Raw genomic sequence first — 13741 nt, forward strand, 5'->3', positions numbered from 1 at the left:
ACCACTATCGCCTGAAGGGCCCATTAAGCAATTAACGTTTTTACGTTTACAGGAGAATCCTATGACTTCTTATATCCATTTCCGCTGCCCATGCTGCCATGGTTCGCAGTACCGTACCTCAGCTTTTGATGTGTCTGAGAAAAACCCGTTCGGTGCAAAATGCATTTTTTGCAAATCGTCGATGATTACCCTCGATCATCTGGCCGCTGCCTGCCACGCTCAGCGTAACGTCACCGAACTGCGTAAGTAATGCATCTGGCTAACTATAACAGTTAGCAAAATCTTCTCTTTTTCTCCTGCTGATATACACTGTCGGTCATAAGGAGAATCTGATGAAAAAATACCAGCGTCTGGCGCAACAAATTATCTCGCAGATCGAGCTTGGCGTATGGTTGCCGGGCGATAAGCTGCCTTCTCTGCGAGAGCAGGTCGCGAGCAGCGGCATGAGTTTTATGACCGTTGGCCACGCGTATCAGATGCTGGAAAGCCAGGGGCGTATCGTCGCCAGGCCGCAGTCGGGCTATTACGTTGCCTCGCGCCCGACCGCACACCAACCTGCGCCGCCTGCCCAGGTGATGCGGGACGAAGTGGTGGATATCAACACCTATATCTTCGACGTATTACAGGCCAGCCGCGACCCGTCCGTTGTTCCTTTCGCTTCGGCCTTCCCCGACCCCCGGCTTTTCCCGTTGCAGCAACTTAACCGTTCGCTGGCCAATGTCAGTAAAACCGCCACAGCAATGAGCGTAATTGAGAACCTGCCTCCGGGTAACGTTGACCTTCGCCACGCCATTGCCCGCCGCTATGCGCAGCAGGGAATGAATATCTCGCCGGATGAGATTGTCATTACCGCAGGCGCACTCGAAGCCCTGAATCTTAGCCTGCAGGCCGTTACCGAGCCTGGTGACTGGGTGATTGTCGAAAACCCCTGTTTCTACGGTGCGCTACAGGCGCTGGAACGCCTGAAACTCAAAGCGCTGTCGGTGGCGACGGACGTCCGCGAAGGGATCGATCTGAATGCGCTTGAGCAGGCGCTCAATGAGTATCCGGTCAAAGCCTGCTGGCTCATGACCAACAGTCAAAATCCCCTCGGCTTCACGCTCAGCGCAGAGAAAAAAGCGCACCTGGTCGCGCTTCTCGCCAGGCACAACGTCACCCTGATCGAAGATGATGTCTACAGCGAACTCTATTTTGGCCGGGAGAAACCCCTGCCAGCGAAAGCCTGGGATCGTGACGATATGACGCTGCACTGCTCGTCCTTCTCGAAATGTCTGGTGGCGGGGTTTCGCATCGGCTGGGTGGCGGCAGGTAAACATGCACGACGCATTCAGCAGCTACAGCTGATGAGCACCTTATCGACCAGTTCACCCATGCAGCTGGCGCTGGTGGATTACCTGGCGACAAAACGCTATGACGCCCATCTTCGCCGCCTGCGCCGCACGCTGGCCGAACGCAAACAGCAGGCGTGGCAGTCGCTTTTGCGCCATATGCCGGCAGGCGTCAAAATTCATCACAACGACAGCGGCTATTTTTTGTGGCTGGAACTCCCGGCGCAGCTGGATGCCGGGCTGCTGAGCGAGAAAGCGCTAATGCACCACATCAGTATTGCCCCCGGTAAGATGTTTTCGACCTCTGACGCCTGGACACCGTTCTTCCGGTTTAATACCTCCTGGGCGTGGGGGGAGCGGGAAGAACAGGCTGTGATTCAGTTAGGGAAATTAATTAGCAGCATGCTCGAATAATAATCTCCGCACCTTTCTAAAATAATCATTCCTTATCCTGATGGCGGTAGGGCGAATATTCCGCAGTACCGCATCATAGGAAATCTGCATACCGCCTCTCAACGCTAACTCCTTGTCTATAATCCAGTTAACGGGGAATGCGCCCTCGGTCACACCTTGATGAAATTTCTTTAAGCCGCACGGTGCGGCGCATTTGCGCGGTCTACGTTTAATAAGGGAGATATTTTTACGGCACGGCTGCCGCTAAATTTCATTGCGACAGGAGTAATTCTTATGAGCAAAAAATTTGCCCGCAGCAGCCTGTGCGCGCTCGGCATGACCCTCATGACAGCGCACGCCGCAGAGCCACCGAAGGCAATCGGCGACGGGGAAGGACGACTGGATATTATTGCCTGGCCCGGGTACATCGAACGGGGACAAACCGATAAAAATTATGACTGGGTCACGCAGTTCGAAAAAGAGACCGGCTGCGCGGTGAACGTTAAAACCGCGGCCACCTCGGATGAAATGGTTAGCCTGATGGCGAAAGGCGGATACGATCTGGTCACTGCCTCGGGCGATGCCTCACTGCGCCTGATCATGGGGAAACGCGTTCAGCCGATTAACCCCGACCTTATCCCAAACTGGAAAACCCTCGACCCGCGGATCGTCAAAGGTGAATGGTTTAACGTCGGCGGCAACGTCTACGGCACGCCGTATCAGTGGGGGCCAAACCTGCTGATGTACAACAGCAAAACGTTCCCGACGCCGCCGGACAGCTGGAGCGTCGTCTTTACGAAACAGAATTTACCTGACGGTAAAACCAATCAGGGCCGCGTGCAGGCCTATGATGGCCCGATTTACATCGCCGATGCGGCGCTGTTTGTCAAAGCCACGCAGCCGCAGCTGGGTATCACCGACCCGTACCAGCTAACAGAAAAACAGTATGCCGCCGTACTGAAGGTATTGCGTGACCAGCATGCGCTGATCCACCGCTACTGGCATGACACCACCGTTCAGATGAGCGACTTTAAAAATGAAGGCGTAGTGGCCTCCAGCGCCTGGCCCTATCAGGCCAATGCCCTGAAAGCGGAGAACCAGCCTGTCGCCACTGTTTTCCCGAAAGAAGGGGTAACCGGCTGGGCGGACACCACCATGCTGCACGCGCAGGCCAAGCACCCGATGTGCGCCTACAAATGGATGAACTGGTCGCTGACGCCTAAAGTGCAGGGCGATCTGGCGGCCTGGTTTGGCTCGTTGCCCGTGGTACCGGAAGGGTGTAAAGCCAGCGCATTGCTTGGCGATAAAGGCTGCGAAACGAACGGCTACAACTATTTCGACAAAATCATGTTCTGGAAAACCCCGATTGCAGAAGGCGGCAAATTCGTTCCTTACAGCCGCTGGACACAGGATTACATCGCCATCATGGGCGGCCGTTAATCGCAGGAGCAGAACATGACGTACGCAGTAGAGTTTAATGACGTTTCCCGTCTGTACGGTGACGTGCGGGCGGTGGATGGGGTCACCATTGCTATTCATGACGGAGAGTTTTTCTCCATGCTGGGGCCTTCGGGCTCCGGCAAAACTACCTGCCTGCGTCTGATAGCCGGTTTTGAGCAGCTGTCAGGCGGCGCAATCAAAATCTTCGGTAAAGAGGCGAGCGCACTTCCCCCATGGGAACGCGATGTGAATACCGTGTTCCAGGATTATGCGTTGTTCCCGCATATGTCGATCCTCGATAACGTCGCGTACGGACTCATGGTCAAAGGTATCGACAAGAAAACGCGGCATGCGCAGGCGCGTCAAGCGCTGGAAAAAGTGGGGCTAAGCTTTGCTGTCACGCGTAAGCCTTCGCAGCTTTCCGGCGGGCAACGTCAGCGTGTCGCCATCGCGCGGGCGCTGGTCAATGAACCCCGGGTATTGCTGCTGGATGAACCGCTCGGCGCGCTCGATCTTAAACTGCGTGAGCAGATGCAGTTCGAGCTGAAAAAGCTGCAGCAGGAGCTCGGCATCACCTTTATTTTCGTCACTCACGATCAGGGGGAAGCCCTGTCGATGTCTGACCGGGTCGCGGTTTTCAATAATGGCCGCATTGAGCAAGTCGACACCCCGCGCGATCTCTATATGCGTCCAGGAACGCCATTCGTGGCGAGCTTTGTCGGGACCTCAAACGTGTTTGACGCCGGTATGGCACACAACGTGTGCGGGATGGAAGGCATCTATTCTTTACGGCCGGAACATATTCGCCTCAATGAGAGCGGTGAGGTTCAGGTTGAGGGCGTGGTGCAGGCAGTACAGTATCAGGGGGCGGCAACGCGACTTGAACTAAAACTCGCTGACGGTGCAAAACTGCTGGTCAGCCAGGCCAATTTTAGCGATGCCGCAACGCTGAGCGGCGTGACGCCGGGGCAGGCGGTGATGGCGTCGTGGTCACGTGATGCCATGGTTCGCCTGCAAGAGGAGAGGTGACATGAACACGCGTGTCGCGCCGCCTCCCGCCCACCGTAGCCGCATGAGCCGCCTTACCGCACTGTTCTGGCGTAAGCCATCGCTTGGGCTGTTCCTGCTGCTGCTCGCGCCGCTAATGTGGTTTGGCATCGTTTATCTGGGATCGCTTCTCACGCTTTTATGGCAAGGGTTTTATACCTTTGACGATTTCACCATGGCGGTCACGCCGGACCTGACGTTCGCCAATATCCTGGCGCTTTTTAATCCGGCAAACTATGACATCATTCTGCGTACGCTGATGATGGCCATTGCGGTGACCATCGCCAGCGCTATCCTCGCGTTTCCGATGGCCTGGTACATGGCACGTTACACTCGCGGCAAGTGGAAGGCGTTCTTCTATATCGCCGTGATGCTGCCAATGTGGGCCAGCTATATTGTTAAAGCCTATGCCTGGACGCTGCTGCTGGCGAAAGACGGGGTGGCGCAGTGGTTTCTGAGCCACCTGGGGCTGGAGCCGATCCTGACCGCGATCCTTACGCTACCGGCCATTGGCGGAAACACGCTTTCCACCTCCGGGCTGGGGCGTTTTCTGGTGTTCGTCTATATCTGGCTGCCGTTTATGATCCTGCCGGTACAGGCGGCGCTGGAGCGGCTGCCCGCGTCGTTACTGCAGGCTTCAGCCGATCTCGGCGCGCGACCACACCAGACTTTTCGTTACGTCGTTTTGCCGCTGGCAATCCCGGGCATTGCCGCAGGGTCAATCTTCACTTTTTCCCTGACGCTGGGCGATTTCATTGTTCCACAGCTGGTGGGGCCGCCGGGGTACTTTATTGGCAATATGGTCTATTCCCAGCAGGGCGCTATCGGCAATATGCCCATGGCCGCGGCCTTCACCCTGGTGCCAATTGTCCTCATCTCTCTTTATCTGGCGTTCGTGAAACGTCTGGGAGCATTCGATGCACTCTGAACGCGCACTGTTGTTCCTCAAAGTGGCAGCCTGGGGAGGCGTTATCTTCCTTCATTTCCCGCTGCTGATTATTGGGACCTACGCCTTTAACACCGAAGACGCCGCGTTCAGTTTTCCGCCGCAGGGGTTGACCTTGAAGTGGTTCACCGTGGCCGCGGGGCGTGGCGACATCATTGAATCAGTGACGTTGTCACTTCAAATCGCTGCACTGTCGACGGCTATCGCGCTGGTGCTTGGCACGCTTGCTGCAGCGGCGCTGTGGCGAAGCGCGTTTTTTGGCAAAAATGCGATCTCGCTGTTGCTGCTGTTGCCGATTGCGTTACCGGGGATTATCACCGGTCTGGCGCTGTTGACGGCATTTAAAACCATTGACCTTGAGCCGGGTTTTTTCACCATCGTGGTTGGTCACGCCACGTTCTGCGTGGTGGTGGTGTTTAACAACGTGATTGCCCGGTTCAGGCGCACCTCCTGGAGTCTGGTCGAGGCGTCAATGGATTTGGGGGCCGACGGCTGGCAAACCTTCCGTTACGTGGTCCTGCCGAATCTCGGTTCGGCGTTGCTGGCCGGGGGGATGCTGGCGTTTGCACTCTCGTTTGACGAAATCATCGTCACAACATTTACCGCGGGACACGAGCGCACGTTACCGCTGTGGTTGCTTAATCAGCTCGGGCGTCCGCGCGACGTGCCGGTCACCAACGTCGTTGCACTGCTGGTGATGCTGGTCACAACCCTACCCATTCTGGGAGCCTGGTGGCTAACCCGCGACGGCGAAAACAGTGCCGGAAGCGGGAAATAACATTGATTTCAACAGGACAATGCTATGCAAACACAACTGCTGATAAATGGTGAACTGGTCGCCGGAGACGGGGAAAAACAGCCGGTCTATAACCCTGCCACCGGAGAGGTACTTCTGGAGATTGCTGAAGCGTCAGCAGCGCAGGTCGACGCGGCGGTCCAGGCCGCCGATCGCGCATTCATTGAATGGGGACAAACCACGCCTAAAACGCGTGCCGAGTGTCTGCTGAAGCTGGCTGACGTGATTGAAGCCCACGGCGAAGAGTTTGCCCGTCTCGAATCGCTCAATTGCGGTAAGCCGCTGCACTGTGCGCTGGGAGATGAAATTCCGGCTGTGGTCGACGTTTTCCGCTTCTTTGCCGGCGCCGCCCGCTGCCTGAACGGGCTGGCCGCCGGCGAATATCTTGACGGTCACACATCGATGATACGCCGCGATCCGGTGGGCGTGGTCGCCTCCATTGCGCCATGGAACTATCCGCTGATGATGGCGGCATGGAAGCTGGCACCCGCGCTGGCCGCGGGTAACTGTGTGGTGATCAAACCTTCGGAGATTACCCCACTGACGGCCCTCAAGCTGGCGGAACTGGCGAAAGACATCTTCCCGGCAGGCGTTCTGAACGTTCTGTTTGGCCGCGGAAAAACGGTCGGCGATCCGCTGACCGGCCACGAAAAGGTGCGTATGGTGTCGCTCACCGGTTCTATTGCCACCGGCGAACATATTATTGGACATACGGCGTCCTCGATTAAACGCACCCATATGGAGCTGGGCGGCAAAGCCCCGGTTATCGTTTTCGACGACGCCGATCTTGATGCGGTTGTTGAAGGGGTACGTACTTTCGGTTTCTACAATGCCGGGCAGGATTGTACGGCAGCCTGTCGTATTTATGCGCAGAAGGGCGTTTATGCCGCGCTGGTGGAAAAACTGGGTGCCGCGGTGGCGAGCCTGAAGATGGGCGCGCCGGAGGAGGAAACCACCGAGTTGGGTCCGCTCAGTTCTGAAGCCCATCTTTCACGCGTCTGTAAGGCGGTTGATGAGGCTAAAGCCCTGAGCCATATTCGCGTGGTGACCGGCGGCAGCAAAAAAGAGGGGGCAGGCTACTATTTCCAGCCAACCCTTCTGGCAGGGGCAAAACAGGACGATGCTATCGTTCAGCGTGAAGTGTTTGGCCCGGTTGTAAGTGTCACCGAGTTTGATGACGAAGCGCAGGTGCTGGCATGGGCGAACGATTCGCAGTACGGCCTGGCGTCATCGGTCTGGACCCGCGATGTAGGGCGTGCCCACCGGATGAGCGCGCGTCTGCAGTACGGCTGCACCTGGGTTAATACCCATTTTATGCTGGTGAGCGAAATGCCGCACGGCGGGATGAAGTTATCCGGCTACGGCAAAGATATGTCGGTGTACGGCCTTGAAGATTATACCGTTGTTCGCCACGTGATGATAAAGCTCTAAGCCCCCATGCCCGGTCGCATTCAGCGCCGGGCATTCTCTGCCTGCAGTACATATCCCATATTATTCAGATGGTTATTCTGTAACGAAAAAACTTGATCTGTATCAACATATGACGCATATTGCGTGCGGTTATTTTTTCGGCTCTGGTAAACAGAATGACGTTGTATCAAAAGATGTTGGTTTTTTACGCAATCATGGCTTCTGTCTGTGCATTAATTACCTGGTTCCTCTCTAAAGACCGCAAACGTATCCGACTGCTCAGTGCTTTTCTGGTGGGGTCAACCTGGCCAATGAGCTTTCCCGTTGCGCTGTTGATCTCGCTTTTCTGAAGCACGCTTCCCGTTTTAAAAGATGAACATAGCATTCCAGACACGAAGACTGTATAAATACACAGTGAATCGTTAAAGGAGTGCTTATGAACAGTTTTTACTCGCAGCAGGCCGGCTGCGTTGTGCGCTGGCACGATCTTCCCGGCTCTGGCGATCCTGTGGTGTTTATTCACGGGTTAGGCTGCGCCTCTTCTTATGAATATCCTCGTATCGTTTCTGACGCCCGGTTTGGTGCGCGCAGAGCCATTCTTATCGATCTCCCCGGCAGCGGTTACAGCGACAAACCCGTGCAGTATCGTTATCGCACCAGCGAGCAGGCGCGAGTGGTGGCTGAACTGTTGGACCATCTCAAACTCGATAGCTTCTGGCTATATGGTCATAGTATGGGTGGCAGCATTGCTATCGAGGTAGCAGGACTGATGGCGCCACGCGTAAAAGGGTTGATGGTGTCGGAACCCAATTTTCACGCCGGGGGTGGCATGTTCAGCCGCTCTATTGCAGCACAGACGGAACAACAGTTCCTGGCGCAGGGGTATGATGCGCTGCTCAGTGCAGAAACCTCACCCTGGGCGGGCAGTCTGCAAAGCAATGCGCCGTATGCCGTGTGGCGTGGCGCGTCCAGCCTGGTGGAAGGGGTAGAGCCGGAATGGGAGGTTCAGTTTTTGTCTCTGCGCTGCCCGGTGACGTTGATTTTCGGCGAGCGGTCCCTGCCTGATGATGATGTGGACTCTCTGCAAAAGCGGGGCGTTGAGGTGAAAATCATCCCAGCGGCCGGACACTCCATGTCATGGGAAAATCCGTCGGCACTGGCGCAAACGTTAGCAGAGTGTATGACCACGACCTGAAAGGATAGCCCGCATCTCTGCGGGCCAGGAGCGCTAACGTAACAGGGCTTGTAAGGCCTGGCGCGCGGCAGGCTGTACATCGTGCGGGTGGCGGAAATCGATGTTCTCTATTGCCCGGCTATAGAGGGCGACCAGCCAGTCATAGACATACACCGTTGCCGCATGTACGGGTTGTTCTCCCAGACGCGTCAGGCGCGGCGCGGTACTGTTGACCACCGGCGTGACAAAGATTGCCTGGCCTTTACGGATGCGGCTCGCCGGGCGTGCCTCTGCGGGTGTCCGATCGTAGCCCAGCCAGCCAATGAAGTTGCCCATTACGGCATGCAGTTGGGCTGCGCTGCTCTTGTCGGTTTTAACAATGTTCTGCAGCTGCTGCGGCAGGTTCAGTCGGTAGCTGGCCACCACCAGAACGTCAGCAATTTGCTGCAAAACAGCGGGTTCCAGCCCAAGGCGCGCGGCAGTGGCATCGTTGCGGCTCCACTGGCGCAGATGGTTTATCCAGACTTTATGCGCCAGGCGAGCTTTGTCTTTGGTCTGGAATGGACTGGCGTTCTCCTGGGCATGCTCGGCAAACAGGTCAATGGTATCCGTAAACAGTCCGTTCACCTGCTCCTCGCGGGGCTGCTGAACGGCCAGCAGGGTTTCAAAGGCTTTAAGCGGCGGCAGAAGACCTTCAAGCAGTTCACCGTGGCGGGCGGCGGAGCTTTGCAGAACGCGCACCATGTTTTCGGCCTGAGTTCGTCTGGCGCCGGGTTCCTCAACCAGCGGTGCCAGATACCCCTTCATCAGGGCCGAGAGTTCCTGGCGCAGCATTGCTTTCAGCGTGCTAAGACGCTTCTGCCGCTGAGCGGGTAACGTGGCCTGAGACAACCACTCGATCACGCGCTGCATGCTGTGGCTGTCCAGCGCCTGCAGTGTCCCCCAGCGCACACCCGGTTTGCCCAACAGGTGCTGTACCGTTTCATCGAGGTTCTGACGGGTGGTAAAACGTGCGTCGTGAGGCGTAATCGCCCACACCAGCCCCGGCAGAGCGGATTCTTCAACCGGCTGAGTCTCTTTGACCCAGTTCATCAGCACCCGGGCTTTTTTAGCCGTTTGCTCGTGCTGGGCTGTCGCATTGCAGATAACAAGCACGTCCGGTTGCAGCTGCTGGCGATAATGCTCCAGCAACCACTGGCATTTAGCCTGGTTCAGTGTATCGGCGCTGTTATCTGAAAAGACCGGAATATCAATAATATCGACATTATCCAGAGCGCTGCTCTCAACCGGCAAGACCAGCTCACGCGTCAGGAAGGCGAGCGTATCGACAGGGATACTGATGGCGTTAAGCATCTCGCCGTTGTTCAGCGGATGAAGCAGCGTCTCCTGGGCCTCCGGAAGGGTAAAGGTGCCGTGAGTCAGGAACCCTTCGCCCGGCAGCCCGAAGTTATCGACCAGCAGGCTGAGTGGGGCGGCGAGTTCTCCGGCATGGCTGGTCTGATGCAGGACATGAGCGAGCTTTAACCACTGCTGGGTCAACTCCTGTTGCTCACCCCACAGCAGCGACCAGACGCTGGCTCGCGTGCTGAGATCGAGCGAAGGGACCAGCTGTGCAAACTGATGCCACAGGGCATCATCAATTTGCTGTTTCGCGGCAGGTACTGAGCTTTGCCAGAAGCGGGCGATGGCACCCACGTCCTGAGCCGTAATACCAGGAACGCCCTGCGGCTGGCGCAGGCCACGCCACTTCTCCAGGCGCGTCTCAATGACCGCTTTATCCACGGCGCGGATGTCCGGCTGCAGCATGGTGCGGGCGATAAACAGCTGAACCAGCTCTGCCTCTGTCACCAGGCTCAGGCGCAGCGGGAACGCCTCATCCATCACCTCTGCATTTCCGCGGGTGAACCGCACGGCCATGTTGGTCAGGGCATGTCCCGGATTAATGTGCGAAAAATAGTCAAATGTACGCTGGCCTGGCGTAACGTTCAGGCGGCCATTACCGCTGCCGCACAGCGATAAAAGCAGATGCGCTTTTGCACTCTGAGAATGACCGTAAAGTCCAATACTGCCCGGGCGGGACAGGGCGCGGTCAATGGCCTGCTCCCGAGCCTGCGTCGCGTTGATGCGCGCAAGAAGGGCATCGGCCTCGTTATCCAGCACAGGGGCGTTCAGGCGCGTCTCATTTATCCACCCGATTAAGGCCTGAGTGGTGGTCATCGTCGCAGTCATTTCAGGTATACGCTCCCGCTGTCGATCCAGTAGTGGCTGCCGCTATGACGGCGATCGGCCAGAGTATTCAGTTTGAAGGTTAAAGCATCAGGCGGAACCGGCGTCCCGTCCTGCAACCAGGCATCGCTCAGCGCGAAGGATTCAGGCCCTTCATGCTTATTGCCGCCACAAAGTTTGAGCCGCACGTTCAGCACGCCGTCACCCGCAATCGCTTTGGCCAGTTCGGCCGAGTTGATGCTAAGCGTATAGAGCGGCGTTGCCGGCCAGCGCGCGTTCGCCAGCTGGCGGAAACCGAGCGTCACATTTCCGCGCAGGGGGAAGTGCAGACGAGCGTCGAGTTTCGCACCCGGTTTATCCAGATCGATATCCTGATACCAGACGTTTTCTTCACGCAGGGTGTTTACGGTGTTATCCAGGACGCCCAGATAGCGAACCGTCGAATATGCACCGATATCCGCGGCTTTAAAGTTAAAGCGCGGCAGTCGCAGGTCTAGCGCCAGGCTGCAAAGCATCGCGCCGACGGCGGCGGTCGATTTTGGATTACCAATGCGTCCTTGCTGGCTGAACGGGTACCATTCATGAACCTGGTATTTATCCAGCCAGACGATGCGATTAACCGGCACCGGCTGCAGGTGGCGAATAAGCGCCTGAACGCCAGGCAGGCAGCCCGGACGCCCCGTGATCAGCAGAATATCGCAGCTGTAATGTGAAATGGCCTCGCACACCGCATGCAGGGGTGACGCCAGCGTGAACTGGCCTGCCAGCATCGCATCCTGCATTTCACGGAAATTCACGTGCAGCGGAACGGCAAACAGATCGAAGGCGTCTGAACCTGCCGGCAAGGCATGATCGACGGCCTGTTGCAGATAATTCATCACGTTGCGGGTCGGTTTCTGCGACAGCAGATCGCCAAAGGTGGCATGCAAGCCTGCCAGCGGATCGTCGATGTCGCTGGATTCCCACGCGGCAAGGATGGCGTGACCAATCGGCATAAAGAGCTGAAGCGCCGTTTGCTGGCGCAATACCGCCTGGGTATCGATGCGTCCTGAGTCACCAAACAGCGAGGCCATCAGCAGAGAGGCATCGGCGATGCCGGACTTCTGCAGCTGGGTTTGCAGGGCGGGTAACACATAGCGCTGGATGACGTCCAGCAGGGTGTCGTCGCCGGCCACTTTAAACCCTTCGCGGAACAGCAGCTGCGGCGAGATTTTGACGTTGTTACCGGAGCCGTCATCCAGCTGATAATGGGTGATCGCCATGTCGGTTGTGCCACCGCCAATGTCGATAGAGGCGACACGCAGCGAGCGCCCCGGCTGCACCCCCGGTTCAGGTTCACGATCCGGGCGGGCGAGGGAGGCGAAGAACGCTTCCGTCTGACCACCAAAATGTGAGATCGCTTCGTTATACAGCCACACCAGTTGACCACAGCTGGCCTCGTCCCACTCCATCTGGATTGCAGGTACCGGCACCACGCTTTTTTCCTGGTGCTTACGGGTGGCAAAATCGTCGTCCTGCGGGTGCCAGCCCATCGCTTTCCAGACGATAGCGATCGCTTCGAACATGCGGCGACGGAAGATCTCGCGTTCCTGCTTCGGCATCGCCGAGGGCAGGGTCAGGATCAGCGTACGCAGCTGGCGTGGCGAGGCCGGAAAGCCCAGACGCAGGCGCGTGGCAACGCTGTTGATCTGCCCCAGCGCCTGTGCCAGCAGTTCGCACAGCATATGCGTCATCAGCGTGCTGCGGCTGTACTGCGGGGAGAAAACCGGCAGTCGCTCGTCCTGCGGCAGCGTAAAGAGCGGTTCACCGTCATCGTTCATCAGGTTCATCAGCGGGAACGCGGTCGCCAGCGGTTCGCGCTGGGTTTTGCTGTTCATCTGGCTAAAGCGCCAGTCCTGGACCACCGGGGTTTCATCCCACAGGTAGCGACGCGGGCTGGAGATACCGCTATTACCTTCCGTGCCCAGACGGTGCGTAGCCAGTTTGCGGGCTTCATCGCCCACGCGGACAATAGACGGCCAGACAAAGGCATCTTCACGCCCACTTTCCACCGAGAAGTGCTGCTTGCCAAAACGCGCTTCTGAAAACTCCAGACGACTGGTAAACAGCGGCTCATTGAGGAACTGTGGTTCGCTTAACGAGCGCACCTGCAGTTCGGCCGTCTGGCGCAGACCGTCGTTCGCATCACCGTGATCTTCAATAATAACGCCGCAGGTATGGGTATTTCCGACGTCGAGGATCAGGTCGACCGGAATAGCCGGCGTACTGAGGGTATGGGTGACAAATTTCACTTCCGGCACGGTGAGTTGTTCACCGAGCATGGACAGCAGGTTGAGCCAGTGTGCCTGGTACTCAAAGCTGCGCATTGCCTGTTGCAGGTCGCGTTCCGCGCGGTTTTCGACGTCGGTCGCATAGTGGGTAAACGCCTCGCGCAGCCAGCCGTCAATCCAGGTCTGGTCGAGGAAGCTTTCCACCTCATCGTCACGCCATGCCAGTCCGAAACGGGTGCCGTTGAGAATGTCATTTTCAACCGGGGACAGCGCGGCAGTAGCATGCTCTGCAATCTGGCTGTCGAGAGCGAGCGTGACGCGGTGTGTATTGCCTGCCGCATCAGGCGTTTCAAGTTTACGCACCTGGACGCGCGCCCAGTTATCCGGCCCGTCAACAAAGGTACGTGGCGGATTGAAGCGCAGGAAGGGAATGGGGAGCCAGACACCATCCAGCACCGTCAGGGACTGATGCAGTGGGATCGTGGTTTCCGGTTTCACCACTTCAGGCTGTCCGCCGTTCAATCCCGGCAGCGTGTAACGCCCGTTGACGAGATCGAAATCGAGACGCAGAAGCGGACCGTTGGCGGTTTTACGTACGAAGCGCCCGTTGCTGGCGGTGTCCTGCGGAGTCAGGCCAAAATCGAGGAATTGCACGCCGCTGTTGGCAATAAGCGTGACGCTCTGTTTATAGTCGCAAAGATTTACCAGCAT

At 57.3% G+C, this 13741-nt stretch carries 11 protein-coding genes; 9 read left to right on the forward strand and 2 right to left on the reverse strand.

Going from position 1 to position 13741, the window contains the following annotated elements; translation table 11 throughout:
* The first annotated feature begins 61 nt into the window (after positions 1 to 61).
* From AB6731_RS04260 to AB6731_RS04300, 9 genes are all read left to right on the forward strand, one after another.
* The gene (locus AB6731_RS04260; RefSeq protein WP_025204105.1) at positions 62 to 250 is read left to right on the forward strand and encodes a hypothetical protein; all 189 of its coding nucleotides are present in this window, start codon (positions 62 to 64) and stop codon (positions 248 to 250) included.
* Positions 251 to 332: 82 nt separating this feature from the next.
* Complete coding sequence (locus AB6731_RS04265; RefSeq protein ID WP_020884015.1) at positions 333 to 1742, forward strand: PLP-dependent aminotransferase family protein; 1410 nt, start codon at positions 333 to 335, stop codon at positions 1740 to 1742.
* Between the two features lie 273 nt (positions 1743 to 2015).
* Entirely contained in the window at positions 2016 to 3161 is a 1146-nt protein-coding gene (ydcS, locus tag AB6731_RS04270) for a putative ABC transporter substrate-binding protein YdcS (protein ID WP_025204106.1), read from the forward strand.
* 15 nt (positions 3162 to 3176) lie between these two features.
* Positions 3177 to 4190 carry an ABC transporter ATP-binding protein gene (locus tag AB6731_RS04275; protein WP_020884017.1) on the forward strand — a complete coding sequence of 338 codons (1014 nt, stop codon included), beginning with the start codon at positions 3177 to 3179 and terminating at the stop codon, positions 4188 to 4190.
* 43 nt (positions 4191 to 4233) lie between these two features.
* On the forward strand, positions 4234 to 5136 hold the full coding sequence (locus AB6731_RS04280) for an ABC transporter permease (RefSeq protein WP_200900464.1): 903 nt from the start codon (positions 4234 to 4236) through the stop codon (positions 5134 to 5136).
* Positions 5126 to 5932, forward strand: coding sequence for an ABC transporter permease (locus AB6731_RS04285; RefSeq protein WP_371005926.1), 807 nt, complete (start codon positions 5126 to 5128; stop codon positions 5930 to 5932). The genes AB6731_RS04280 and AB6731_RS04285 overlap by 11 nt, the downstream gene beginning before the upstream one ends.
* Positions 5933 to 5956: 24 nt before the next feature.
* The gene (gene patD / locus AB6731_RS04290) at positions 5957 to 7381 is read left to right on the forward strand and encodes an aminobutyraldehyde dehydrogenase (RefSeq protein WP_025204109.1); all 1425 of its coding nucleotides are present in this window, start codon (positions 5957 to 5959) and stop codon (positions 7379 to 7381) included.
* A 155-nt stretch (positions 7382 to 7536) separates the two neighbouring features.
* Complete coding sequence (locus tag AB6731_RS04295; RefSeq protein WP_032670341.1) at positions 7537 to 7710, forward strand: GhoT/OrtT family toxin; 174 nt, start codon at positions 7537 to 7539, stop codon at positions 7708 to 7710.
* Between the two features lie 86 nt (positions 7711 to 7796).
* Positions 7797 to 8555 (forward strand): alpha/beta fold hydrolase, encoded by a 759-nt coding sequence (locus AB6731_RS04300; RefSeq protein WP_025204110.1) that lies wholly within the window; start codon positions 7797 to 7799, stop codon positions 8553 to 8555.
* Between the two features lie 33 nt (positions 8556 to 8588).
* Here AB6731_RS04300 and AB6731_RS04305 read toward each other — a convergent pair whose 3' ends face one another.
* Positions 8589 to 10763 carry a virulence factor SrfC family protein gene (locus tag AB6731_RS04305; RefSeq protein ID WP_371005927.1) on the reverse strand — a complete coding sequence of 725 codons (2175 nt, stop codon included), beginning with the start codon at positions 10761 to 10763 and terminating at the stop codon, positions 8589 to 8591.
* Positions 10760 to 13741, reverse strand: a complete 2982-nt coding sequence (locus tag AB6731_RS04310; protein WP_025204112.1) for a virulence factor SrfB — start codon at positions 13739 to 13741, stop codon at positions 10760 to 10762. The genes AB6731_RS04305 and AB6731_RS04310 overlap by 4 nt, the downstream gene beginning before the upstream one ends.

Source organism: Enterobacter sp. RCC_40 (assembly GCF_041360735.1).
Classification (GTDB): Bacteria; Pseudomonadota; Gammaproteobacteria; order Enterobacterales; family Enterobacteriaceae; genus Enterobacter; species Enterobacter ludwigii.